22 protein-coding genes are annotated in these 22,855 nt (G+C 67.6%); 10 read left to right on the forward strand and 12 right to left on the reverse strand.

Translation table 11 applies throughout. The features are described from left to right. Window positions 1-17: 17 nt before the first annotated feature. Entirely contained in the window at window positions 18-2,312 is a 2,295-nt protein-coding gene (ftsH, locus tag GORHZ_RS00005; protein WP_006329032.1) for an ATP-dependent zinc metalloprotease FtsH, read from the reverse strand. 161 nt (window positions 2,313-2,473) lie between these two features. Next, entirely contained in the window at window positions 2,474-3,037 is a 564-nt protein-coding gene (hpt, locus tag GORHZ_RS00010) for a hypoxanthine phosphoribosyltransferase (RefSeq protein ID WP_006329036.1), read from the reverse strand. A gap of 220 nt (window positions 3,038-3,257) precedes the next feature. On the opposite strand from hpt, the gene GORHZ_RS00015 reads away from it, so the two are divergent. From GORHZ_RS00015 to GORHZ_RS00025, 3 genes are all read left to right on the forward strand, one after another. Then, the gene (locus tag GORHZ_RS00015) at window positions 3,258-4,043 is read left to right on the forward strand and encodes a DUF8020 domain-containing protein (protein ID WP_006329042.1); all 786 of its coding nucleotides are present in this window, start codon (window positions 3,258-3,260) and stop codon (window positions 4,041-4,043) included. Window positions 4,044-4,443: 400 nt separating this feature from the next. Then, on the forward strand, window positions 4,444-5,217 hold the full coding sequence (locus GORHZ_RS00020; protein WP_006329043.1) for a DUF8020 domain-containing protein: 774 nt from the start codon (window positions 4,444-4,446) through the stop codon (window positions 5,215-5,217). Window positions 5,218-5,282: 65 nt separating this feature from the next. Continuing rightward, window positions 5,283-6,266: a DUF8020 domain-containing protein gene (locus GORHZ_RS00025; protein WP_245551312.1), complete on the forward strand. Its 984-nt coding sequence runs from the start codon at window positions 5,283-5,285 to the stop codon at window positions 6,264-6,266. A gap of 34 nt (window positions 6,267-6,300) precedes the next feature. Here the strand turns inward: GORHZ_RS00025 and tilS are convergent, their stop codons facing one another. The 3 genes from tilS to dacB are packed head-to-tail and all read right to left on the reverse strand — an operon-like array spanning window position 6,301 to window position 9,697. Then, on the reverse strand, window positions 6,301-7,266 hold the full coding sequence (gene tilS / locus GORHZ_RS00030) for a tRNA lysidine(34) synthetase TilS (protein ID WP_006329053.1): 966 nt from the start codon (window positions 7,264-7,266) through the stop codon (window positions 6,301-6,303). After that, window positions 7,245-8,363 carry an Rv3626c family coenzyme F420 biosynthesis-associated protein gene (locus GORHZ_RS00035; RefSeq protein ID WP_006329054.1) on the reverse strand — a complete coding sequence of 373 codons (1,119 nt, stop codon included), beginning with the start codon at window positions 8,361-8,363 and terminating at the stop codon, window positions 7,245-7,247. The genes tilS and GORHZ_RS00035 overlap by 22 nt, the downstream gene beginning before the upstream one ends. Then, window positions 8,354-9,697 carry a D-alanyl-D-alanine carboxypeptidase/D-alanyl-D-alanine endopeptidase gene (gene dacB, locus GORHZ_RS00040; RefSeq protein WP_040529462.1) on the reverse strand — a complete coding sequence of 448 codons (1,344 nt, stop codon included), beginning with the start codon at window positions 9,695-9,697 and terminating at the stop codon, window positions 8,354-8,356. The genes GORHZ_RS00035 and dacB overlap by 10 nt, the downstream gene beginning before the upstream one ends. 164 nt (window positions 9,698-9,861) lie before the next feature. Here dacB and GORHZ_RS00045 point away from each other — a divergent pair, with 164 nt between their 5' ends. Further along, the gene (locus GORHZ_RS00045; RefSeq protein WP_006329056.1) at window positions 9,862-10,344 is read left to right on the forward strand and encodes an inorganic diphosphatase; all 483 of its coding nucleotides are present in this window, start codon (window positions 9,862-9,864) and stop codon (window positions 10,342-10,344) included. A gap of 9 nt (window positions 10,345-10,353) precedes the next feature. Here the strand turns inward: GORHZ_RS00045 and GORHZ_RS00050 are convergent, their stop codons facing one another. Beyond that, window positions 10,354-11,148, reverse strand: coding sequence for a class I SAM-dependent methyltransferase (locus GORHZ_RS00050; protein WP_040529464.1), 795 nt, complete (start codon window positions 11,146-11,148; stop codon window positions 10,354-10,356). Between the two features lie 91 nt (window positions 11,149-11,239). Here GORHZ_RS00050 and GORHZ_RS00055 point away from each other — a divergent pair, with 91 nt between their 5' ends. Beyond that, complete coding sequence (locus tag GORHZ_RS00055; protein ID WP_006329058.1) at window positions 11,240-11,917, forward strand: winged helix-turn-helix transcriptional regulator; 678 nt, start codon at window positions 11,240-11,242, stop codon at window positions 11,915-11,917. A gap of 18 nt (window positions 11,918-11,935) precedes the next feature. On the opposite strand, the gene GORHZ_RS00060 is transcribed toward GORHZ_RS00055, so the two are convergent. Both GORHZ_RS00060 and GORHZ_RS00065 read right to left on the reverse strand, forming a co-directional pair. Continuing rightward, window positions 11,936-13,633 carry an MDR family MFS transporter gene (locus tag GORHZ_RS00060; protein ID WP_006329059.1) on the reverse strand — a complete coding sequence of 566 codons (1,698 nt, stop codon included), beginning with the start codon at window positions 13,631-13,633 and terminating at the stop codon, window positions 11,936-11,938. After that, entirely contained in the window at window positions 13,630-14,130 is a 501-nt protein-coding gene (locus GORHZ_RS00065; protein WP_006329066.1) for a MarR family winged helix-turn-helix transcriptional regulator, read from the reverse strand. Before GORHZ_RS00065 ends, GORHZ_RS00060 begins: the two co-directional genes overlap by 4 nt. 169 nt (window positions 14,131-14,299) lie before the next feature. Here GORHZ_RS00065 and alc point away from each other — a divergent pair, with 169 nt between their 5' ends. From alc to GORHZ_RS00080, 3 genes are all read left to right on the forward strand, one after another. Next, a complete protein-coding gene (gene alc, locus GORHZ_RS00070; RefSeq protein WP_217998294.1) occupies window positions 14,300-15,283 on the forward strand; it encodes an allantoicase in 984 nt (327 codons plus the stop codon). 103 nt (window positions 15,284-15,386) lie between these two features. After that, window positions 15,387-16,502, forward strand: a complete 1,116-nt coding sequence (locus GORHZ_RS00075) for an isochorismate synthase (protein WP_006329071.1) — start codon at window positions 15,387-15,389, stop codon at window positions 16,500-16,502. Continuing rightward, a complete protein-coding gene (locus GORHZ_RS00080) occupies window positions 16,495-17,448 on the forward strand; it encodes an ERCC4 domain-containing protein (protein ID WP_006329073.1) in 954 nt (317 codons plus the stop codon). The genes GORHZ_RS00075 and GORHZ_RS00080 overlap by 8 nt, the downstream gene beginning before the upstream one ends. Before the next feature lie 15 nt (window positions 17,449-17,463). Here the strand turns inward: GORHZ_RS00080 and GORHZ_RS00085 are convergent, their stop codons facing one another. Genes GORHZ_RS00085 through GORHZ_RS00095 form a run of 3 tightly spaced genes read right to left on the reverse strand, consistent with a single transcriptional unit; the run spans window position 17,464 to window position 19,567 of the window. Continuing rightward, window positions 17,464-18,663 (reverse strand): O-succinylhomoserine sulfhydrylase, encoded by a 1,200-nt coding sequence (locus GORHZ_RS00085; protein WP_006329075.1) that lies wholly within the window; start codon window positions 18,661-18,663, stop codon window positions 17,464-17,466. Further along, complete coding sequence (locus GORHZ_RS00090) at window positions 18,660-19,073, reverse strand: rhodanese-like domain-containing protein (protein WP_040529469.1); 414 nt, start codon at window positions 19,071-19,073, stop codon at window positions 18,660-18,662. Before GORHZ_RS00090 ends, GORHZ_RS00085 begins: the two co-directional genes overlap by 4 nt. Next, window positions 19,070-19,567, reverse strand: a complete 498-nt coding sequence (locus tag GORHZ_RS00095; RefSeq protein WP_006329079.1) for an Rv0361 family membrane protein — start codon at window positions 19,565-19,567, stop codon at window positions 19,070-19,072. The genes GORHZ_RS00090 and GORHZ_RS00095 overlap by 4 nt, the downstream gene beginning before the upstream one ends. A gap of 225 nt (window positions 19,568-19,792) precedes the next feature. Here GORHZ_RS00095 and GORHZ_RS00100 point away from each other — a divergent pair, with 225 nt between their 5' ends. Next, window positions 19,793-21,190, forward strand: coding sequence for an FAD-dependent oxidoreductase (locus GORHZ_RS00100; protein ID WP_006329081.1), 1,398 nt, complete (start codon window positions 19,793-19,795; stop codon window positions 21,188-21,190). A gap of 209 nt (window positions 21,191-21,399) precedes the next feature. Here GORHZ_RS00100 and GORHZ_RS00105 read toward each other — a convergent pair whose 3' ends face one another. Further along, on the reverse strand, window positions 21,400-21,867 hold the full coding sequence (locus tag GORHZ_RS00105) for a hypothetical protein (RefSeq protein ID WP_006329083.1): 468 nt from the start codon (window positions 21,865-21,867) through the stop codon (window positions 21,400-21,402). 186 nt (window positions 21,868-22,053) lie between these two features. Between GORHZ_RS00105 and GORHZ_RS00110 the strand changes: the two genes are divergently transcribed. Continuing rightward, window positions 22,054-22,855, forward strand: an 802-nt coding sequence (locus GORHZ_RS00110; protein WP_006329084.1) for a FecCD family ABC transporter permease, incomplete at its 3' end; no start/stop codon positions are given.

The following is a 22,855-nucleotide window of genomic DNA, read 5'->3' on the forward strand; positions in this document are numbered from 1 at the left end:
GCGGTGCTCGCTGATCGTCATCGTTGTCCCGATCCGTTCTCGCCGTTGTCGGAGGCACCGTACCCTCCGACACCGCGGCCACCATTGGTGCCGTTCGGATCGGACCCGTTGGCGCCACCACCGGCGGGGGACGCGTCCTGCGGAGGCCAGCCCGGAGCCGACCAGTCGCGCGGTGCACCGTAGTCGGGACGGGTGCCGTGGGTCGGCTGACCCGGGTAGCCGCCGTAGGGCTGGTGACCGGGAGCCGACTGCGGCGGATAGACCGGCGGATACGGCTGCGGTTGCGTCGGGTTGGGGTAACCCGGTCCCACTTGCGGACCGGCACCCACCGACTGCGGAACCGGGACCGGTTCCGGCTTGACGGGTTCCGGCGGCGGCCACGGCTCACCACGTTCGATCGCCATCTCACCGGGCGTCTTGACCGGCGGCTTGTCACTCGGGGTGCGTTCGCCGAACTCGTTGAAGGCGGTGATCCGCGGCCGCTTCTCCACCTGGGAGAAGATCATCTCGAGATCCTTGCGGGTCAGCGTCTCCTTCTCGAGCAGTTCCGATGCCAGCACATCGAGGGTGTCGCGGTATTCCGACAGGATCGACCAGGCCTCGGTGTGGGCCGCCTCGATGAGTCGGCGCACCTCGTCGTCGATCTCGCCGGCGATCTCGGCGGAGTAATCGCTGTGGGTACCCATGGTCCGGCCCAGGAACGGGTCACCGTGGTCCTGTCCGTAGCGCACCGCGCCCAGCTTCGCGCTCATGCCGTATTCGGTGACCATCGCGCGGGCGATCTTGGTCGCCTGATCGATATCGCTCGACGCACCGGTGGTCGGCTCGTGGAAGACGAGCTCCTCCGCGGCCCGGCCGCCCATCGCCATGACCAGGCGCGCGATCATCTCCGAGCGGGTCATCAGGTCCTTGTCCTGCTCGGGCACGGCGAGAGCGTGTCCGCCGGTGCGGCCGCGGGCCAGGATCGTGACCTTGTAGATCGGGTCGAGGTCGGGCATCGCCCAGGCGGCCAGGGTGTGGCCGCCCTCGTGGTAGGCGACGACCTTCTTCTCGTGTTCGCTGATGACGTGGCTCTTGCGACGCGGTCCGCCGATGACGCGGTCGACCGCCTCCTCCAGCATCTCGGCGGTGATGGTGGTCTTGTTCTCACGGGCCGCGAGTAGCGCCGCCTCGTTGACGACGTTGGCCAGGTCGGCACCCGACATACCCGGGGTGCGCTTGGCGAGGCCGTCGAGATCGGCGTCCGCGTCGATCGGCTTGCCCTCGGCGTGCACCTTCAGGATGGCGCGCCGGCCGGCCATGTCGGGGTTGCCGACGGGGATCTGCCGGTCGAAACGGCCCGGACGCAGCAGCGCCGGATCGAGGATGTCGGGACGGTTGGTGGCCGCGATCAGGATGATCCCGGAGCGGTCGCCGAAGCCGTCCATCTCGACGAGCAGCTGGTTGAGTGTCTGCTCCCGCTCGTCGTGGCCGCCGCCGAGTCCGGCGCCACGCTGGCGGCCGACGGCGTCGATCTCGTCGACGAAGATGATGCAGGGGCTGTTGTTCTTGGCCTGCTCGAACAGGTCACGCACGCGTGAGGCACCGACACCGACGAACATCTCCACGAAGTCCGAGCCGGAGATGGTGAAGAACGGCACACCGGCCTCACCCGCGACGGCACGGGCGAGCAACGTCTTACCGGTGCCGGGCGGACCGAACAGCAGCACGCCCTTGGGGATCTTCGCGCCGACCGCCTGATAGCGCGCCGGGTTCTGCAGGAAGTCCTTGATCTCGTAGAGCTCCTCGACCGCCTCGTCGGCACCAGCGACGTCGGCGAAGGTTGTCTTGGGCATGTCCTTGGTGAGCTGCTTGGCCTTGGATTTGCCGAAGCCCATCACACCGCCGCGACCGCCGCCCTGCATCCGGTTCATCACGAAGAAGAACAGGCCGAACAGCAGCAGCATCGGGAGGATGAAGATGAGGATCTGCCAGAGCACCGACTGCTGGCTGACATTGGTCTGATAGGGAGCCCCGGTCTCGGTGACCGACTGGAAGACCTGTTCACCGGCCGCCGCAGGATATTTGGCGGTGATCTTGGTGGTGTCCTGGCCGTCGACGCTGATCGGGTTCTTGAGCTCGATGCGCAGCTGCTGCTCGCGGTCATCGATGTCGATACGCGCGGTGTTCTTCACGTTGAGCTGCGTCAACGCAACCGACGTGTCCACAGCCCGGTACTCGCGGCCGGAGTCGCGCATCACGCTCCAACCCCACAGGGCGAGCACGATGAGTGCCACGATGGCGAGGTTGCGGAAGACTGACTTTCGGTTCATGCCTGTTGGTGGTGGTCGGGTTCGTCTGACATGACGTGCCCGCGCCGTTCCCACTGTCCTTCCCGGTCGACGTGTCCGTATTTCTTGAGGCTACCGGTCAACGAACTTCCAGGGAAAACCGTTCCGGATGCGCCCGGATCGCGCGCTGGTGCTGGTAGACGTCAGTTCTGGTAGACCGACGGACGCAGCCGCCCGATGAACGGAAGGTCGCGGTACCGCTCGGCATAGTCGAGGCCGTAACCGACGACGAACTCGTTGGGGATGTCGAACCCGACGTCGGCGACGTTCACCGGAGAACGCACCGCCTCTGGCTTGCGCAGCAGCGTGCACACCTGAAGCGATCGCGGCGACCGGGTCGCCAGATTCTTCATCAGCCACGACAGGGTCAGACCGGAGTCGATGATGTCCTCGACGATGAGCACGTCGCGGTCGGCAATGTCGCGATCGAGGTCCTTGAGGATGCGCACCACTCCCGACGAGGACGTCGACGACCCGTAGCTCGACACCGCCATGAACTCCATCTGCGAGGGGATACTGAGCGCACGAGCGAAGTCGGTCATGAACATGACCGCACCCTTGAGTACCCCGATCAGCATCAGGTCCTCGTCGATATCGGCGTAGCGGGCGGCCACCGAGTCGGCCAACTCCTGGGTGCGCTTCTTGATCTGATCCTCGGTGATCAGGATCTCTTCGATGTCATCGCCGTACCGGCCTGCGGGCTGCACGCGTCTAGCTTGTCATGCCGCACCCCTGCCATGCCGCACCGCGTGGGAGGGAGTTACCACCGCTTCGAGGGCGGGCCGACATTGGGTCGTTTGTACGACTAGATACTGACGTGCAGTAACATAACAATGGGATTGCAAATGTTGCCTTTTCTTTATTTGCACCCACTCCGGTAGCCCACGGCTCGAACTGCAGAGTCGTCGATCGAAAGACCCTCCCCTGATGCTCCAGCCCTCCCCCACGCTCCCCTCCCCCGAGCACGGAGCCCCTTCGAGCACGCAGACACGACGGACGGCGCAGTTGACCGTGCGCTTCCTGTCTGTCCTGTCCTTCGTGACCGTCGCGATCACGGCGCTCGCCGGCACCGCGCAGGCCTCGCCCACGACCGCCGCGCCGGTGAAGTACACCGTCTCGTCGACGCCGACGTCGATGACGATCACGGTGGACAACGGCACGATCGCCACCGCCGACGGAAAGCTCTCGATTCGCAACAACGCGGGCGCCGAGGTCTTCCGTATGCCGCTGGCATATCGGATGGAGTACCGGCAGTTCCCCATCGACGCACACACGGTCGGCAAGACCGCGACGTTGATCCCGTCGAAGGACGCGGCGCGCTCGACTCCGGTCGCCAAGGCCGAGGTGGACGCACTCCGCATCGAGGCCGCCAAGCAGCAGGAGGCCAAGTCCGCGGCCGATCCCAATGCACCCAAAACCAAGAAGGAGCGCGACGATCGCGCACTTGCCGAGTTCAACTCGACCCTCGCCACCGGGATGACGATCTCCAACCTGGTGGGGCTCATCGTCGGCGCGATCGTCGGTGGATTCATCGGCTGCGTCGTCACGTTGTTCGCCGCGTGCGCCGGGGTCGTCGCGGGCGCGACGCTCGGCAGCATCGTCGGCCTCATCCTCGGTGGCGGCGGAACCCTCATCTACGCCGCCGTCCAGTACTTCAACACGGTCAACTCCCCCTTCGTTCCGCCCAAGACCGCGTCCACTCCGCAGGGGTGACGCCGCACGGCTGACCCGGCCAACCGAGGGCGAAGACGGCCCGCCACCACAATCCACGTGGTGGCGGGCCGTCGACTTTACGACAGCCCCGTCAAGAGTGAACTCGCCTGACGGCCCGTCGATCTCGGGTCTCCGAGGGACCGCCGCGCAGGCCAGTAGGTCGTTCGTACTACTTTGAGAAGGCAAACCGCGTGTTGAGCATCACGCTCGGATCACGAGTGGCACCACCAGTCACACCCGGCACATTTCCGCCCAGCGCCGGAGATGAATTTGTGACAGTAAAGCTGGCCGCAGACCCTATCGGCTCCGGGGGGAATCCGATCGCCCGATCTGCGTTCGAATCGCCATAAATCCCATACGTGACGGCTCTGGTCAGAGCCGACAACCGAAAGACTCCCCTATGATCCCTGACCGCCCGGCCGACACCACGCCGACCGCCCGTCTCCGACTTCGGATTCTCACCACGATTTCCCTCGTCACAGTAGCGATCACGGCTTTCGCAGGTGCCGCCCAGGCGGCACCCACCACACCTACGCCGACCACCTATGACCTTCACGCGACGGCAGCGTCGTTACGCATCACCGTGCACAACGGCACGATCAGCACGAACAACGGCGCGCTCGAGATTCGCGATTCCGCGGGCATCACGAAATTCCGAATGCCGTTGGCCTACCGCATGGAATACCTGCAATTCCCCATCGATGCGCGAACGGTCGGCACCACCGCGATCCTGACCCCGTCGAAGAACCCGGCGCGGTCCACACCCGTCATCGACATCGCCGGGGTGAACGCCCTGCGCACCGTGGCGGCCAAACAGCAGAACAACTCCAAGTCGACGCCGAAGGCCACTCCCAAGGTCGACCCCGACGCGCCGAAAACCCGCAAACAGCGTGACGATCGGGCCCGTTCCGAGTTCAACACCACGCTCGCGATGGGGATGACGATCTCTCAGTTGGTGGGCATGATCATCGGCGCGATCGCGGGCGGGCTCATCGGCTGCATCATCACGATCTTCGCGGCCTGCACCGGTGTGGTCGCGGGCGCCGGCCTCGGCGGGATCATAGGCCTGGTCCTCGGCGGTGGCGGAACGCTCATCTACGCCGCCGTCCAGTACTTCAACACGATCAATGCACCGTTCGTGCCACCCGCGAATGCGTCTGCCGCCCAAGGGTGATTACGACGAACGGGACCGAACGGACGGCCCGTCTCCGAGATACCTCGGAGACGGGCCGTCGTCGTGTGACGGTGCATGTACATCGTTCGTACGACATCAGATCTGAGACCGGTCGGTCCGCCATCACACTCGGGTCACGACTGCTACCACCAGTCACATCCGACACAATTTCCCGCCAGTTTGGACCGCGAATTTGTGACAGTGACATCGACCGTGGACACCATCGGTTAGAGGGGAATCCGATTTTTCGTCCCGGCTGCACGCAGCAAGTTCAGTCCCTGCACGCCAAGGCTCACCGCAATCGAGCCGACAACCCGAAAGACTCCCCTATGAACCATGAACACGTCGCCGCCATACGACCGAAGTCGCGTCGCCGACTCTTTCTCCTGACCGCCATTTCCCTTGCCACAGCGGCGATCACCGCATTCGCCGGCGTCGCACAGGCCGCCCCCGCCGGCCCCGCACCGACGACCTACGACATCGCGCTGATGGGGTCTTCGTTCAAGATCACCGTGCACAACGGCTCGATCAGCACGACCAACGGCACATTGTTGATCCGCAACGCCGCCGGCGCGACGAAATTCCAGATGCCGCTTTTCTACCGCAAGGAATACCAGCAGTTCCCGATCGACGCACGCACGGTTGGCAACACCGCGACGCTGATCCCGTCCAAGGATGTCGCCAGGTCGACGGCGGTGAATCCTGTCGAGATCGAAGCGCTGCGAGTGGCTGCGGCGCAGCAGGTCGATTCGCCCCGAACGAAGCAGGAACGGGACGACCAGGCACTGGCGCGGTTCAATCAGGAACTCGGCGCCGGAATGTCGATCTCGTCGATTGTCGGAGTCGCGATCGGCGCTCTCATCGGCGGAGTTCTTGGATGTGTGCCCGGTTTGGCACTGGCTGTGGTCGGCTGCATTCCCGGATTCCTGCTCGGCGCGTCGCTCGGCTCGGTCTTGGGTCTGGTGCTGGGCGGCGGTGGATCGCTGATCTTCAGCGCGATCACGTACTTCAACACCATCAACTCGCCCTTCGTGCCACCGAGGGGCTAGCCCGCCACCGAACGTTTCACCCCGACGGTCCGCCTCAGCGTTCGACGAGGCGGACCGTCAATCTGTTTGCGGACCGTACGACGACCCGGCGTGCTCTCGGATCGCCACCGATCGCGACGTGGGCGCGCGAGGTCGTATCGAGGACCTGCGCGTCGACCGCGGAGATGACCCGATGCGTAGGCTCGGTCGCGCCGACGGCGATCAGCCATCGGCGCACGACCCGGGTCCGCATGGCCGCGGGTTCCTCGCTCAGCACCGTCGTGTCGAGCGCCACCGTGCCGGGCCCGTCGTCGATGATCGCCAGGGCCGCGAGATCGTCGGCGATCGCGTCGAGGGCGTCGTTGTCGGCCTGCAGCGCCGAGGCCGTGCGGCCGAGCGCCTCCACCACACCGCCGTGCAGCACGTCGTCGAGCAGTGGCAGCACCTCGGCGCGCAGTCGCACCCGGGTGAACCGCGGATCGCGGTTGTGCGGGTCGTGGTGGGGCCGCAGACCGAGTTCGGCGCACGCCGCGAGCGTCCGCGATCGCCGAACCCCCAACAGGGGCCGCCCCCACGGTGGACTCCACGACCGCATACCGGCGATCGAGCGCGCACCCGAACCGCGGGCCAGGCCGAGCAGCACGGTCTCGGCCTGGTCGTCGGCGGTGTGCGCGAGCAGCACCGCGTGTCCGGCGCGGGCCTCATCGAGCGCGGCGTAGCGCGCCGTCCGGGCCGCCGCCTCCAGACCTCCCTCGGTGCCGACCTCGACGTCGAGCACCCGGGCGTCGGCGCCCAGGGCGCGGGCGGCCTCGGCGGCCGCCGCGGCGACTCCACCCGACCCGACCTGCAGCCGGTGGTCGACGATCAGCGCCCGCACCGACAACCCGGCGCGGAGCGCACAGGCGACCAGCGCCAGCGAGTCCGGCCCGCCGGACAGGCCGACGCACACGTCGGTGCCGACGGTCGGATGGGCGGCGACGAACTCGGCGACCGCTCGGGTCAGAGCACCCGTTGCATCCACGCGCGCGGCTCGTCGATCTCGCTGGGCCGCGGCATCGTCTCCGGAGAGGTCCAGATGGTGTTGAATGCCGTCATACCGGCCGCGTCGACGACCTCGTCGACGAAGGCCTTGCCGCGGATGTACTGGGCGAGCTTGGCATCCATCCCGATGAGGGCGCGGATGATGCGCTGGACAGGGTTGCGCGGACTGGTCCGCCGCTTGTCGAAGGCCTGTCGGATCGATGCGACGGTGGGCACATGTGTGGGCCCGACGGCGTCCATCACGTGGTCGGCGTGTCCCTCGAGCAGGGTGCCGAGCATCATCATGCGGTTGAACGCCTCGTACTGCTCGGGTGTCTGCATCAGCTGCATCGCACCGAGCACCCCCTTCTCGCGGGGCTGATCGGAGTCGCCGCGCAGCGTCGAGGTGATCCGGGCGGTTATCTCGCCGATCGACTCCTGGGATTCCGACGTCAGGATCTCGAGGTTGTCGATCATGTACTGCCGCAGCCACGGATTGGCCGAGAACTGCACGCGGTGGGTGACCTCGTGCAGGCAGACCCAGAGGCGGAAGTCGCTGGGGACGACGCGCAGCGCGCGTTCCACCGCGATGATGTTGGGTGCGACGACCATCAGCACGCCCGGCTCGCCGGTGTCGGGGTCGGGCGTGAACGGGTCGTACTGACCGAGGATGGCTCCCGACAGAAACGCGAGCAGACCCCCGGCCTGCACCCCACCGACTTTCGCGGTCAGCGCCGCGAACCCGGACGGCGCCGTGTCGCCGGCCGCGTCCTCGACGCCGAGCATCGATCGCATCGACAGCGCGGCCGCGTCGACCCATTGCCTGCGGTCGAGAATCCGGGTGGTAGGCACCCGCAGTCCGTCGGCGAGTCCGGTGATCTCACGTACCGGTCCCTCGGCCCGGGTCGCCGCGTCGGCGAGTTCGGCGTGTGCGGCGTCGAGCGTGTAGCCGGTGGTCTTCGGCCCCGGTCGCGACAGCCGCCGGCCCGTCGCTGCGGCCAGGGCCCAGTCGATCCGGGCGCCGACCGACTCGTTCTGCCCGGTGCCCGCGTCGTCGTCGGTCGCTGCGCTTTGCTGTAGCTCACTGCTCATCGGCATCCACATTTCCTCAGCTCGCCGGCGACGTCGTCGAGCGCGGGTCGCGCGTCGGCGGGCGACGTTCCGCCCGACATCAGCGCGAAGGACAACACACGGCCGTCGATGGTCTGGACTATCCCGGTCAACGAACTCACCCCGGTGAGGGTTCCCGTCTTCGCCCGCACCCAGCCGGCGCCAGGATTGACCGTCGGATCGAAGCGATCGGCCAACGTACCGGTACCGCCCGCGACGGGCAGCCCGTCGAGCATGGGCCGCATCAGCGGCTGCGAGGGACCACTCGCGGCGGTCATCAACCGGTCCAGCAGGGTGGCCGGGATGCGATTGGCCGCCGACAGTCCCGACGTGTCCGCGAGCGTGACGCCGGTGAGATCGAACCCGTGCTCGCGCAGGACCGACTCGACGGCGGCCACGCCCCCGGCCAGGGTGGCCGGCCCGCCGCGCGCGACGGACAACTCGATGCCCAACGTCTCCGCGAGCACGTTGTCGCTGTGTCGCATCATGTCCGCGACCCGTGTCTCCAGCGGCGCGGACTGCACCGATGCGATCACCGCCGCGCCCGCCGGTGCGGTCACCGCGGTCACCGTCGCGTCGACGCCGAGGGCCTCGGCCAGCGCCTGCCCGGCCGCGAGCGCGGGTTCGGCCTGGCGGGGCGAGAACTCGTCGAGTGGATCGATCCGTCCACCGTCGGTCATCAGCGCCTCGATCGGCGTGATGTCTCCGCCCGCGATGTCCAGACGATCCCAGGTCGAGTCGAACGACGGCCCGGTGAAGGCGCCGGTGTCGACGGCGACCGACGTGACCGCGACCCCGGATTTCGCGATCTGCTCGGCGAGGTCGGCGATCCGGGGCGCGTCGGTGTAGAAGGTCTGCGCGCCGGTCGGCTGTGCGGACAGCGTCGGGTCACCGGAACCGGTCAGGATGATCTGACCGTTCGGGCCGGCGACGACCGTGGTGGTCAGCCGTTTGTCGTGTGGGAGATCCAGTAGTGCGGCCGACGCGGTCAGGATCTTGGTGTTCGACGCCGGGGTCCGCGGGATCGTCGGGTCGTCGGACCACAGGACGTCGCCGGTGAGCACGTCGCTGATCTGACCGGTGAACTCGCCGAGTTCGGGGGCCCGCACCTCCTGCGCGATGGCGGCCGCGATTCCGGCGGGGGTGGGTTCGGGCGCGGCGGCGCTGACCGGCCGGATCTGCGGGTCCACCGTGATCGCCGCCGGCTGCGGGGGAAATCCGGGCGGGAGTTCGTCGGCGGCGTCGATGCGCAGGGCGACGACGACCGCACCCACCGCGATCAGGGCGAGGACGACCACCGAGATGCTCGTCCACAACAGCATGCGTCGAGACGATCTGCGCAGTGCGGCCACGAAACCTCCGGATAGGTGCCAACGGGGTCTGGCCCCACGACGTCTTGGCCTAACAGTATCGTTGAGGCGATCTACGCAGCCGACTCCCGCGTCGGCTGCGGTCACCACCGCGACAACACGTGCCAGGAGGAACAGTGGAATTCGATGTGACCATCGAGATCCCCAAGGGTAGCCGCAACAAGTACGAGGTCGATCACGAGACCGGCAAGGTCTACCTCGACCGGTACCTGTACACCTCGTTCGGCTATCCGGCCGACTACGGCTACATCGACGGCACCCTCGGTGAGGACGGCGATCCGCTCGACGCGCTCGTGCTGCTGCCCGAGTCGGTGTTCCCCGGCGTCATCATCAAGGCACGCGTCGTCGGCATGTACACGATGACCGACGAGGCCGGCGGCGACGACAAGCTGCTGTGCGTCCCGGCCGGCGACGTGCGGTGGGATCACATCCAGGACATCACCGACGTCAGCGAGTACGAGCTCGGCCCGATCTCGCACTTCTTCGAGCACTACAAGGACCTCGAACCCGGCAAGGAGGTCACTCCCGGCGGCTGGGTAGGTAAGGCCGAGGCCGAGAAGGTCGCGCAGGCCGCCGTCGAGCGCTTGAAGGAGCACTAGCCCCCACCCCTACTCGCGGGCGATGGCGGCGAGGGCGGGCGCGGCGAAGCGAACGGTTCCGTCCGGCTCGGTGAAGCGTTCGAGTTCGCGGGCGGCCGCCGCCTGTAGCGCCGCGTACTGCTCGTCGTCGATCAGGTCGCGCAACGTCCAGCCCTTGATGTCGGTGTGGACCCAGTCCCGCACCGACGGGAACCGGGCCTCGCCGTCGAGCCGACGGATCTCGACATCTCCGGAGACATCGGCGAGTTCGGTGCGCAGCAACTCCGGGGTTCCGATGCAGAACGGAGCCAGCAGCGCATCGGCCGGCCCGTCGCCGAACAGCCGGCGCAGCAGGTCCACCATCGCCGCGTAGCCCGGGCTGGTGTCGACCTCGGCCCAGGTGAGCACCCCGAGCGTGCCGCCGGGGCGCACCACCCGGGCCATCTGCCGAACCCCGGCGCGACGGTCCTGGAAGAACATCAGCGCGAACTGGCTCAGGACCCGGTCGAACGCATCGTCGGGGTAGGGCAGATTCTCGGCGGCGCCGGCGTGGATCTCTGCGCCCGGGCTGGTGCGCGCCGCCACGGCCAGCATCCCGTCGTTGGGGTCGACGCCGGCGACGACCCCCTGGGGTCCGACCCGCTCCAGCGCGGCGCGGGTCAGCACGCCGGTACCGCAACCGACGTCGAGGACCCGATCACCCGGCCGGACCCCGGTCAGGTCCAAGAGACGTTGCGGCCATTGGTCGAAGAGCGCCGGGACGAAGAAACTCTCGTAGACCTCGGCGGCGGTGGCGCTGACCTGTCCGGTGGTGGCATTGCTCATGGTTTCAGCGTGCTCCGCCGTCACCTCGATTCAAGTCCTGAAATCGAACTTCGACCTTGCCCCGGCGTGGTCGGCTCGCAACCATGGAGGTGTGCGCAGCTACGGCCAGTACTGCCCGATCGCGCGAGCCTCGGAGATCCTCGCCGAGCGGTGGACACCGCTCGTCATCCGCAACCTGATGTTCGGCGCGGTCACCTTCACCGATATCGCGCACGGGGTGCCGCTGATGTCACGCTCGATGCTGGCCACCCGGCTGGCACAGCTCGAACGGGCCGGCGTGGTGGCCCGCACTCCCAAGACCGCGGGACGCGGTTCGGAGTACACGCTGACCGAGGCCGGCCGCGACCTCGCCGGGGTCCTCGACGAGCTCGCCGCGTGGGGTGAGCGCTGGGTCGAGGTGGGACCCGAGATGACCGATCCGGGCTTCGCCCTGTGGGCGTGGTGCATCGTGCAGCTCGACCCGACGCAGCTGCCCGAGGACCGCACCGTGGTCGCCTTCCGCTTCCCCGACCAGCCAGTGGGCAACCGCACCTTCTGGCTGCTCGTCGAGGACGGCACCGCGGAGGTCTGCTACACCGATCCGGGCGGTGAGCCGGCCGCCGAGGTCACCGCCGAGTCGGCCGCCTTCATCGACTGGCACCGGGGGCGACTCGGCTGGTCGCAGGCGTTGCGCAGCGGCCGCATCCGCGTCACCGGCGAGCGGTCGGTCACCACAGCGCTGCCACGCTGGAATCTGCGCCATCCGGTGGTATCGCGGACGACGCGGTAGCGACCCGGCCCGCAAGAGTCAGGTGCTCACCGCGGACTCCGGATCGCCGATCGGCCTACCCGTCCGCAGCGGCAACTCCTTCCAGGTCACCGTCCCGATGATGGCGATCAGCGACATGATCGACACCGCCAGGAACACCGTGTCCATAGAGTTGGCGAATCCGACCTTGATGGGTCGGGCGAGTTCCGTCGGCAACTGCTGGATGACCGATGTGTCCGACATGACGCTCGACGATGCCGACCCCTGTCCCGGATGCTCGGCAGCCGCCATGAGTCCCTCGGCGAACTGACGAACCTGCGCGTTGTCGCTCTGCGATGCCTGCACGACCGCGTTCCGGTACTCGGGTTGCTGGGCGGCGGTCGTCATCTCGTCGGAGATGTTCGGTCCCATCAGGGAGAACAGCAACGAGAAGAAGACGGCCACACCCATGGTCCCGCCGATCTGGCGGAAGAAGGTCGACGTGCCCGTGGACAGTCCCATGTCCCTGGGCGGCAAGATGTTCTGCATCGCCAGCATGATCGGCTGCATGAGGTTGCCGAGTCCGAAACCGATCAGGGCGGCGATCAGCATCACCAGGTAGATCGGCGTGTCCACCCCGACCAGATGCATGAGGTACGCCCCGATGGTGACGAGCACCGACCCGATGATCGGAAAGATCTTGTAGTGACCGGTCTTGGCGATCAGCTGTCCCGAGATGATCGACCCGGCCATCAGCCCCAACACCATCGGCACCATCTGCAGACCGGCGACCATCGGACTCGATCCGCGCAACACCTGGTAGTACTGCGGCAGCATCGAGATGCCACCGAACATCGCCGCACCGACGATGACCGAGATCACGATGCCCTGCGAGAAGATCGGGTTCTTGAACACGCGCAGCGGGATCAGCGCCTCGTCGCCCATCTTGTGCTCGATCCAGACGAAGACCGCCACACCGATCGCGCCGATCGCGTAGCACAGCAGCGACAGGCCGGACGTCCATCCCCACTCACGGCCCTGCTCGGCGACGATGAGCAGCGGCGCCACTGCGACGGCCAGTGCCGTTGCGCCCCAGTAGTCGGTGCGGCCGCCTTCACCCTTCTGCTGGTCGTAGTTCAGGACCTTGTAGATCAGCAGCAGCGAGAGCAGTCCGATGGGCACGTTGACCAGGAACACCCACCGCCAGCCGCTGATCCACAGGATCGTGTCCTGCCCGGCGAGCAGACCGCCGAGCACCGGTCCGAGAACGCTCGACGTGCCGAAGACCGCGAGGAAGTAGCCCTGGTACTTGGCACGTTCCCGCGGCGGCACGATGTCACCGATGGTGGTCAGCGCCAAGGTCATCAGACCACCCGCGCCGAGTCCCTGGAAAGCCCGGAATGCGGCCAGTTCGTACATCGATGTCGCGAGGCTGCAGAGCAGCGACCCGGCCACGAAAATCGAGATCGCCACCATGAAGAACGGCTTGCGGCCATACATGTCGGAGAGCTTGCCGTAGAGCGGGGTGACGATCGTCGCGGTCACCAGGTAGGCGGTGGTGGCCCACGCCTGCATGTCGTAGCCGTTGAGGTCGTCGGCGATCGTACGGATCGACGTGGAAACGATGGTCTGATCCAGAGCGGCCAGGAACATCGCGCTCATCAGGCCGGCGAGCACGGTCATGATCTGACGATGTGTCAGCCCCGCGCCGGCGACGTCGTCGTGGACCGCGGCCGCCGCAGCCGAGGATTCTGTCATTTCTGTCCTTTCACAAGCGCTTCACCGTCGACCAGCCCGGTCTTCCCACAGGGCGGCGCGAGGACGGTTTCGGCCGCGTCGACGAACCGACCGAGCAGGCCCACAAGGGTCCACAGCTCGTCGTCGGTCCAGTCCGACATCGCGCGGTCCATCGCGGTCCGGCGCACTTGACGCATCGCCTCGACGCGGGCCCGGCCGGCATCGGTGATGACGAGCAGGATGGCGCGACCGTCGTCGGGGTCGGCCTCCCTGCGCACGAGGCCCATGTCGACGAGCTGGGCGACGTGGCGGCTCACCGTCGACGGGTCGGCGTTGAGGCTCTCGGCCAGTTCCCTCGACCGCATGGGCTGTTTGTAGAGGTGGAACAGGCCTTTGAACGCCGCGGTCTCGACCTCGCCGTCGGGGGTCTTGAACGTGGTGTGCACGGCCCGGTCGCGAATGCGTACGTACCGGGCGAGCACATCGAACAACTCGTCGATCGCACTCTGGTCGAGCATGTGTACCTCCGCGGAATGTCCTTTCACATCGCAACTACTTGCAGATCGCAATCAGTTGCCATTGGCAAGTATGCGCCGGGGTTCGCCGTCTGGCAAACCACCACTACGATCGGAAGTCGTGACCCCGCAGCCTCCGAATCCCACCGGCAACCGCCCGCACTTCACGTCCATGCCGGACCTGGCACTGCGCGATCTCGGCGGCGCGGTCATCTGGTCGAACGACGATCTGTTCGCCGAGGCGCAGAACCTGATCAAGACGCCACCCGCGGAGTACCAGCCGGCCACCTTCGGCCACAAGGGACAGGTCTACGACGGCTGGGAAACGCGACGTCGCCGGCAGTCCGGTGTCGATCAGGCGATCGTGCGCCTCGGCGCGCCCGGTGTGGTCTATGGCGTCGTCGTCGACACGTCGTGGTTCAAGGGCAACTATCCGCCGTTCATCTCGGTCGAGGCGGCCGCCGTCGAAGGGGTGCCGACGGTGGCCCAACTCCTCGATGACACCCAGTGGGTACCCATCGTCGAGCGCAGCGCCGTCGACGGCGACACCCGCAACCCGTTCAAGGTCGACGCCAAGAACCGCTTCACCCACGTCCGGCTGTCGATGTACCCCGACGGTGGTGTGGCCCGGTTCCGCGTGCACGGCCGCGGCGTGCCGAACCCGCACTTCTTCCGGTACGGCCACTTCGACCTGGCCGCGCTGGAGAACGGCGGCTTGATCACGGCCTGCTCGAACATGTTCTACAGCTCGCCCAACAATCTGCTGATGCCCGGCCGGGCACGCCACATGGGTGAGGGCTGGGAGACGTCACGTCGCCGCGACAGCGGAAACGACTGGGTGCAGGTGCGACTGGCCGGTCGTGGCCGGGTCAACCTCGTCGAACTCGACACCAGCTACTTCCTGGGCAACTCCCCTGGTGCGGCGATGGTCCGCGGCCGCGACGGCGAGGACGGTGAATGGTTCGAGGTGCTGCCGCGTACCGACCTGCAGCCCGACACCCGACATCGGTTCGTGCTCGACCTGGATCGTCCGATGACCGAGGCCCGGATGGACATCTATCCCGACGGCGGCATGGCCCGGTTCAAGCTCTACGGCACGCTCACCGAGGACTCCGAGAGCGAACTCATCGAACAGTGGGAACGCGGCGAGGCCTGACCCGCGCCGACATGCGCCCCGCAGAGGCGCCCTTGGTTGATGTCATCCTCGACGGTGCACCCGCTGTGGGTGCATTCCGGGAGCCTCGCGCCGGTAGCGTGTAGTGGTGCCCACCGCCGATGCCGTGACGCCTCCGGACCGCGATGTCTTCGTGCTGTCCCGGCCGCACGGCACCGTGCGCGGACGCGGCTGTATCGGGTCGTTCACCGATACCGCCGCGGCCGCCGAGGCGCTGCGCACCGCTTCGGTGCACGCGGTGGTCGGGGCGATCCCGTTCGATCCGGTCGATCCGGCCGCGTTGCTGGTCCCACGCTCACTCGAGCACTCGCCGTCACCGCTCGACGGCGCGCCCCCGACGAGCCGGCGAATCACCGCGGTCGCCGATCATCCCGCCGCCTCCGAGCATCGTGAGCGTGTCACTCGCGCCGTCAAACACATCGTCGACGGCGACGTGGACAAGGTGGTGCTGGCCCGGTCGATGGATCTGACGGTCGAGCCCGCCGTCGATGTCACCGAACTCCTCGGCGCGTTTGCTCACGGCAACGCCGAGCACAACGCGTTCGCCGTCGACGTCGGTGCGGCCGGCGGCAGGGACACCTGGCTGCTGGGAGCGAGCCCGGAGCTGTTGTTGCGCAAGGAAGGTCGTCGGGTGACCTGCCGCCCGTACGCGGGGTCGGCGCCCCGCTCCGCCGACCCGGAGACCGATCGCGCGGCCGCGGCGGCGCTGGCGTCGTCGGCGAAGGACCGCCGCGAACACGCCTTCGTCGTCGACTATCTGCGCGACCGTCTGGCCCCGCTGTGCGACGAACTCGACGTACCGTCGGCGCCCGAGGTCCGCTCGACCGGCGAGATCTGGCATCTGGCGACGCCGATCGCGGGGACGCTGCGCGACGACTCCGTGACCGCATTCGACCTCGCGCTGCTGCTGAGCCCGACACCGGCGGTGTGCGGCACCCCGAGCGAGGCGGCCGCACGACTCATCCGGAAGATCGAGGGTCCGCGCGGCCTGTACGCCGGGGCGCTCGGATGGTGCGATGCGCGCGGCGACGGCGAATGGTTGGTCACCATCCGGTGCCTCGAGTTGTCCGCGGATCACCACACGCTGCGCACCTGGGCGGGCGGCGGAATCGTCGCGGAGTCCGATCCGCAGGCCGAACTCGACGAGACCACCGCCAAGCTGCGCACCGTGCTCAACGCGCTGGGGATCGAGCGTGCCTGACGACCTGGTCATCGCCCGCAACCCGGACGCCGACTCCTCGCTGCCCTACCTCGTGCGAATCCCGCTCGGCCCCAACGGCATCATCCTCAAGGTCCGCGACACCTGGCCGCGCACCACCAAGGTCTACTGCCACCGCGCCAAGGAGTGGCCGGCCGGCCCCGAGATCGTGGAACGCCAGCCCGTCCGGTCGGTGAGCCGGCGCGGCGCGGCCATCGACCTGGTCCTCGAACGTGCCCGGGAGAACCGCTCCCAGTTCGTGATGACCCGGGCGCGTGGTCGCGAGATGATCTTCTGGCAGTCGCGTCGCACCGCGAAGCAGGCCCGCCCGAACGTCACCCTGCCCATTGCCCGGGCACACGGCCACGTCGTCGACATCGTCGTGGACACGGGCGAGAAGTACGCGTTCGGGTTCCGTCACCAGCAGGCCACGACCTCACGCCGCCGTCTCCCCGCCGGCGACTACGCCATCTTCGACGGTGACGAGCTGATCGCCAGCGTCGAACGCAAGAGCATCGCCGACCTGTCGTCGGGTCTGCTGTCCGGGAAGCTCACCTATCAACTCGCCGATCTGGCTGCTCTGCATCGCGGCGCCGTGGTCGTAGAGTCCTCCTACAGCAAGCTGTTCAAGAACGAGTACGTCTCGGGTGCCTCGCTCGCCGAGCAGGTGGCCGAGGCCCAGGTTCGCTTCCCGGCAGTGCCGATCGTCTTCTGCGACACCCGCGGTCTGGCCGAGGAGTGGACCTACCGGTGGCTGGGCGCGGCCCGCCACGAGTGGGTGCTGGCCAAGGGCACCGAGGATGTCCTCGAACCGCTGGCCGGGCCGGCCGCCACGCCCGCCGAGATCCGGGCGTGGGCGATGACGAATGGGCTCGACGTGCTGGCGAAGGGCCGTATCCCGGCCCGGGTTCGCGAGGCCTGGGAACACCGCAACGACCCCGCGCGGTAGACCACCCAGATTGTTCTAGCCGAGCGCCTGGTCGAGATCGGCGAGCAGGTCGTCGGTGCCCTCGAGTCCGACGGACAGGCGCACCACGGAATCGGTCACGCCGATCGCCGCGCGACCCTCCGGCCCCATGGCCCGGTGCGTCGTCGTCGCCGGATGCGTGATCAGCGACTTGGAGTCCCCGAGGTTGTTCGAGATGTCCACGATGCGCAGCGCGTTGAGCACCTCGAATGCTCGCTTCTTGCCCTCGACGCCGTCGCGGTCACCGATCTCGAAGGTGACGACCGTACCGCCGGCGGACATCTGCTTGCGCGCCAGCTCGTACTGCGGATGGGACTTCAGGAACGGGTACTTGACCCACCGCACGCGCGGGTCGGCCTCGAGGAACTCCGCGATCCGCAGCGCCGACGACACCGAGGCGTCGACCCGCAGCCGCATCGTCTCCAGACCCTTGAGCATCGTCCAGGCGTTGAAGGGGCTCAGCGCCGGACCGGTGTGGCGCATCAGCGTCTGCACCGGACCGTCGATGTACTCCTTGGAGCCCAGGACCGCGCCGCCCATCACCCGGCCCTGACCGTCGATGTGTTTCGTGCCGGAATAGACGATGACGTCGGCGCCCATGTCCAGACCGGATTGCAGCAACGGGGTGGCGAAGACGTTGTCGAGCACCACCTGCGCGCCCGCCGCATGCGCGAGTTCGCAGACGGCGGCGACGTCGACGAGGGTCTGCATCGGGTTGGACGGGGTCTCGAAGAAGACCGCGGCGGTCGGCTCGGACAGCGCGGCCTGCCACTGGTCGAGGTCCTCACCATCGACGAACACGGTCTCGACCCCCCAGCGGGGCAGGATCTCGTTGCACACCACAAAGCACGAACCGAACAGGCTGCGGGCGGCGACCAGCCGGTCACCGGCCTTCAGCAGTGCGCCCAGCGCGACGAACACCGCGGCCATACCGCTGGCGGTGGCGAAACACGCCTCGGCACCCTCGAGTTGACGCAGCCGCTCCTGGAACACCGCGACGGTCGGGTTTCCGTAGCGCGAGTAGACGAAGCGTTCGTCCTCACCGGTGAAGGCACGCTCGGCGGCCTCGGCGGAGTCGTAGACGTAGCCGCTCGTCAGGTAGAGCGCCTCGGAGGTCTCGAAGAAACCGGACCGGTCCAGGCCCGCGCGCACCGCCAGGGTGTCGGGCGAAACCCCTTCGGGCAGTTGTCCACTCACGACTGCCGCCACGGCAGGTTGAGAGCGCGCCAACCCGCGGCACCGCGGTGGTCGTTCTCGTCGAGGGGGCCTTCGAATCCGTCGAGGACGTTGTAGGCCTTCGCGACCCCGTCGGCGGTGGCCGCCTCGGCGGCGCCGATCGACCGGTGACCGGACCGGCAGAGGAAGATCACCTCATCGTCGTCGGCGATCCCGGCGTCGCGCATCTGTTCGACGAACAGCATGTTCGGCGCACCGTCGGGGAACATGGCCCACTCGATGAAGACGGTCTTCTTGCCGATCACCTCGAGATCCGGGACACCGACGAAGGACCACTCGGCCCGCGTCCGGCAGTCCACCAGGATCGCCTTCGGATCGTTCTCCAACTTTTCCCACGCCTGCTGCGGCGTGAGGTCTCCCGCGTAGTTCACGACGTACACACCTTCCAGTCCCCGTCCTCGCGCACCACGACCACATCAGTCGTCTGCTCTTGGTCGGGCTTGTCGTCGAAATGCCAATGTACCTGCGCCGTCGCGCGGTCCCCCGACACGGTGATGTCGGAGATCTCCGGGATGACGATCGGCCCGTTCTCCTCGAGCGACGCCCGGTTCTGTTCGAGGAATGCGGTCTCGCTCGGGAACGAGTCCGATGCGAGGTCCGCCGCGCAGGTCGCGGCGCGGAAACTCGCATAGTCGAGCTGGCCGCGCGCGGTATAGAGATCGTCGATGGCGTGCTGGACGCGCGCCCCGTCACTCATCCGATCGTCGGCCGGTCGCATCAGGTAGGAGGTCGCGATCCAGATCACCCCGACCAGCACCACGGCCAACGCCACGAGGAACGGCCAGGCGTCCTTCCACGAACGCGGTTCGGCGTCCGAGGGACCGGCCGGCCGCGACGAATCCTGATCACGTGGGCCCTTCGCCATGCGCCGGAGTCTATCGGCAGGCGATGACCCGGCCGCGTCGGACCCGGCCCGATCGGGAGCGTCACGCCCGGGTGAGATTCACCTCACCGGGGTTTTCTTCACCGTGATTCTGAGATTTTGGCCGACAGCGCCGAACGCCTACCGTAGAAGGAATAGGGGCCGCGGATGCGGCCACCACCCTCGACTCGCACGAGTCAACGACTACAGGCACGGAAAGCATCCTCCATGAGTGACATCAGCCGCCCGTTGCGGGTTGCCATCATCGGCGCGGGTCCCGCGGGAATCTACGCCGCCGACGCGTTGATGAAGTCCGACACCGCCAAGGACCGCGGCGTCAGCATCGATCTGTACGAGCGCATGCCCGCCCCGTTCGGCCTGATCCGCTACGGGGTCGCCCCCGATCACCCCCGGATCAAGGGCATCATCACCGCCCTGCACAAGGTGCTCGACAAGCCGGAGGTGCGGCTGCTGGGCAACGTCGACTACGGCACCGACATCACGTTGGCCGAACTGCGCGACCACTACGACGCGGTGATCTTCTCCACCGGCGCCACCGATGACCGCGCACTGGGCATTCCCGGTATCGACCTCGACGGCAGCTACGGCGCCGCGCAGTTCGTGGCGTGGTACGACGGTCACCCTGACTTCCCGCGCACCTGGCCGCTGGAGGCCGAGAAGGTCGCGGTGATCGGCGTCGGCAACGTGGCGCTCGACGTCGCGCGGGTGCTCGCCAAGACCGGCGACGAGCTGCTGCCGACCGAGATCCCGGCCAACGTCTACGAGGGGCTCAAGGCCAACAAGGCCATCGAGGTGCACGTGTTCGGCCGGCGCGGACCGGCGCAGGCCAAGTTCACCCCGCTCGAACTCAAGGAGCTCGACCACTCGCCGAACATCGAGGTCGTCGTCAACCCCGAGGACATCGAGTACGACGAGGGTTCGGCCGTGGCACGTCGCAGCTCCAAGATCACCGACCAGGTCGCGACGATCATCGAGAACTACGCGATCCGCGAACCCAAGCAGGGCGCGATCCACAAGCTGTTTCTGCACTTCTTCGAGAACCCGACCGAGATCCTCGGCGCCGACGGCAGGGTCGTCGGGCTGCGCACCGAGCGCACCGAACTCGACGGCACGGGCAATGTGAAGCCGACCGGCAGGACCACCGATTGGGACGTCGCCGCGGTCTACCGCGCCGTCGGATACCTGTCCGACAACCTCCCGCAGATCCCGTTCGACCAGCAGGCCGGTGTGATCCCCAACGAGGCCGGACGTGTGTTCGACGAGGGGCGTCACGTGACCGGGCTCTACACCACCGGCTGGGTCAAGCGCGGTCCCGTCGGCCTCATCGGCCACACCAAGGGTGACGCCAACGAGACCGTCGACTGCATCATCGAGGACATGACCAACGAGGCTCTGCTGTCCCCGGCCAGCCCGGCCGAGGGCGCGATCATCGAACTGCTGGAATCCAAGGGCATCCCGTTTACCACGTGGGACGGCTGGTACCGCCTCGACGAGCACGAGCGCGCTCTGGGCGCCGCCGAGGGCCGCGAGCGCATCAAGGTCGTCGAGCGCGAGGACATGCTCGCCGCGTCCGAGCCTGACAAGGTGTCGCGCCCCTCGGTGTAGTCGCGCTCCCCCGACCCGGGGAAGTCCACACGGCCCGACGGCTCACGCCGTCGGGCCGTTCCCGTCCCCGGGGATTGCCCCCGGCCGTCCTCCCCCGTCGACCGTGCGCACGCCGACGTCCACCGTGCGCACCCAGACATCAACCGCGCGCACGCTCGACGCTCGCGGAGCGGCGGGAGTTCCGTCCGGTTCGTGGGGCGAGCTCGGCGTTAGGGCGTGCCCGGGTTCTGCTGGTTGCGCCAGTTCTGCCAGTAGCCGAAGTTGTTCAGCAGATTCTCGGCCTCGTCCCCGAAGGTGAAGCCCGAGATCGTCGCCGGGACGCAGCCGAACCAGCGCGTCTCGATCGGGCGCACCCAGCGCTTGGCCTTGTTGTCCCACTTGGACATCGACTCTCCCGGCTTCAGCTCCTTCACCCGGACCGACGCACCATTGATCTCGTTGAGGATCACGTTGTGCATCGTCGATCCACCGATGTTGCGCACCGTCATCCAGCGATACATGTACCAGGCCTGATTCCAGGGCTGACCCCACTGCCCGAAGTGACACTCGATCCCCCCGAGGATCTGAAGATCACCGGGCGACGCCGCGCTCGCAGGCGCCGTTCCGGCGAGGGTGCCGGCAGCGATCCCGACGGTTGCCAGCATCGCCACGCCTGCACGCTTCAGCGACTTCTTCATCGAATTCTCCTCCGTTGTCGCGCGAACTTACTGGTCGGTTTATCGACCATCGACGTGCGCATCGTTACCGATGACACAGTCGATTCACAGCGGGCCGCGTCTTTCGTTATGCAAACTTCATGGCCGCGATCTCCCCGTGACGACATCCAACAGAGCCGAATCGCAAGTAAGGTAAGGTAACCCTTCATGCGCCGCTGGACCGGATTTCTGCTGCTCATCGCGGTGCTCGTGGTGTCGGTGATGGCGTCTGTGGCTATTGGGACACGGTACTTGCCGCTCGCCGAGGTGGTCGACGCACTGTTGCCGTATCGAGACCCGGCGTCGATGTCCGCCGACGCGGTCGGGATCGTCCGCGAACTGCGCATCCCGCGCACGGCGCTCGGGCTCATCGTCGGCCTGGCCATCGGCGCCGCCGGCGCCCTCGCCCAGGGCCACACCCGCAATCCACTGGCCGACCCGGGCATGCTCGGCGTCAACGCCGGGGCCGCATGCGCAGTGGTCATCGGCGTCTACGTCCTCGGCATCCAGGGCCCGGTCGCGTTCATGCTGTGCGGGTTGATCGGGGCCCTGATCGCCTCGGCCGCGGTGTTCGGGCTCGCCTCCCTCTCGGGGGCCGGTCCGCTCACCCTGATCCTCGCCGGGACCGGCCTGTCGGCCCTGCTGCTGGCGATCACCTCGGGGATCGTGCTGTCGGACAGCGTCACGCTCGACGCGTGGCGATTCTGGAATGTCGGTTCGACGGCCGGCCGCGGGATGGACGTGTTCTGGGCCGGGCTGCCCTTCATCGCCGTCGGCCTGCTGTTGGCGCTGGGTAGCGGGTTCTTCCTCAACGTGCTCGGCCTCGGCGATGACATGACCAAGAGCCTCGGGTCGCGGGTGATGGTGATCCGCGCTGTCGGGATCGGCGCCATCACCCTCCTCATCGGGGCGGCCACCGCGGCCTGCGGACCGATCACCTTCCTCGGTCTCGTGGTGCCGCACCTCGCCC

This window comes from Gordonia rhizosphera NBRC 16068, from assembly GCF_000298195.1.
GTDB lineage: Bacteria > Actinomycetota > Actinomycetes > Mycobacteriales > Mycobacteriaceae > Gordonia > Gordonia rhizosphera.

Bases quoted from the DNA above. Each gene is read 5' to 3' on its own strand.
- ftsH (WP_006329032.1), bottom strand. From the start codon at position 2,312: ATGAACCGAAAGTCAGTCTTCCGCAACCTCGCCATCGTGGCACTCATC.
- GORHZ_RS00015 (WP_006329042.1), top strand. From the start codon at position 3,258: ATGCTCCAGCCCTCCCCCACGCTCCCCTCCCCCGAGCACGGAGCCCCT.
- GORHZ_RS00020 (WP_006329043.1), top strand. From the start codon at position 4,444: ATGATCCCTGACCGCCCGGCCGACACCACGCCGACCGCCCGTCTCCGA.
- GORHZ_RS00035 (WP_006329054.1), bottom strand. From the start codon at position 8,363: ATGCCGATGAGCAGTGAGCTACAGCAAAGCGCAGCGACCGACGACGAC.
- dacB (WP_040529462.1), bottom strand. From the start codon at position 9,697: ATGCTGTTGTGGACGAGCATCTCGGTGGTCGTCCTCGCCCTGATCGCG.
- GORHZ_RS00050 (WP_040529464.1), bottom strand. From the start codon at position 11,148: ATGAGCAATGCCACCACCGGACAGGTCAGCGCCACCGCCGCCGAGGTC.
- GORHZ_RS00060 (WP_006329059.1), bottom strand. From the start codon at position 13,633: ATGACAGAATCCTCGGCTGCGGCGGCCGCGGTCCACGACGACGTCGCC.
- GORHZ_RS00065 (WP_006329066.1), bottom strand. From the start codon at position 14,130: ATGCTCGACCAGAGTGCGATCGACGAGTTGTTCGATGTGCTCGCCCGG.
- alc (WP_217998294.1), top strand. From the start codon at position 14,300: ATGCCGGACCTGGCACTGCGCGATCTCGGCGGCGCGGTCATCTGGTCG.
- GORHZ_RS00095 (WP_006329079.1), bottom strand. From the start codon at position 19,567: ATGGCGAAGGGCCCACGTGATCAGGATTCGTCGCGGCCGGCCGGTCCC.
- GORHZ_RS00100 (WP_006329081.1), top strand. From the start codon at position 19,793: ATGAGTGACATCAGCCGCCCGTTGCGGGTTGCCATCATCGGCGCGGGT.
- GORHZ_RS00105 (WP_006329083.1), bottom strand. From the start codon at position 21,867: ATGAAGAAGTCGCTGAAGCGTGCAGGCGTGGCGATGCTGGCAACCGTC.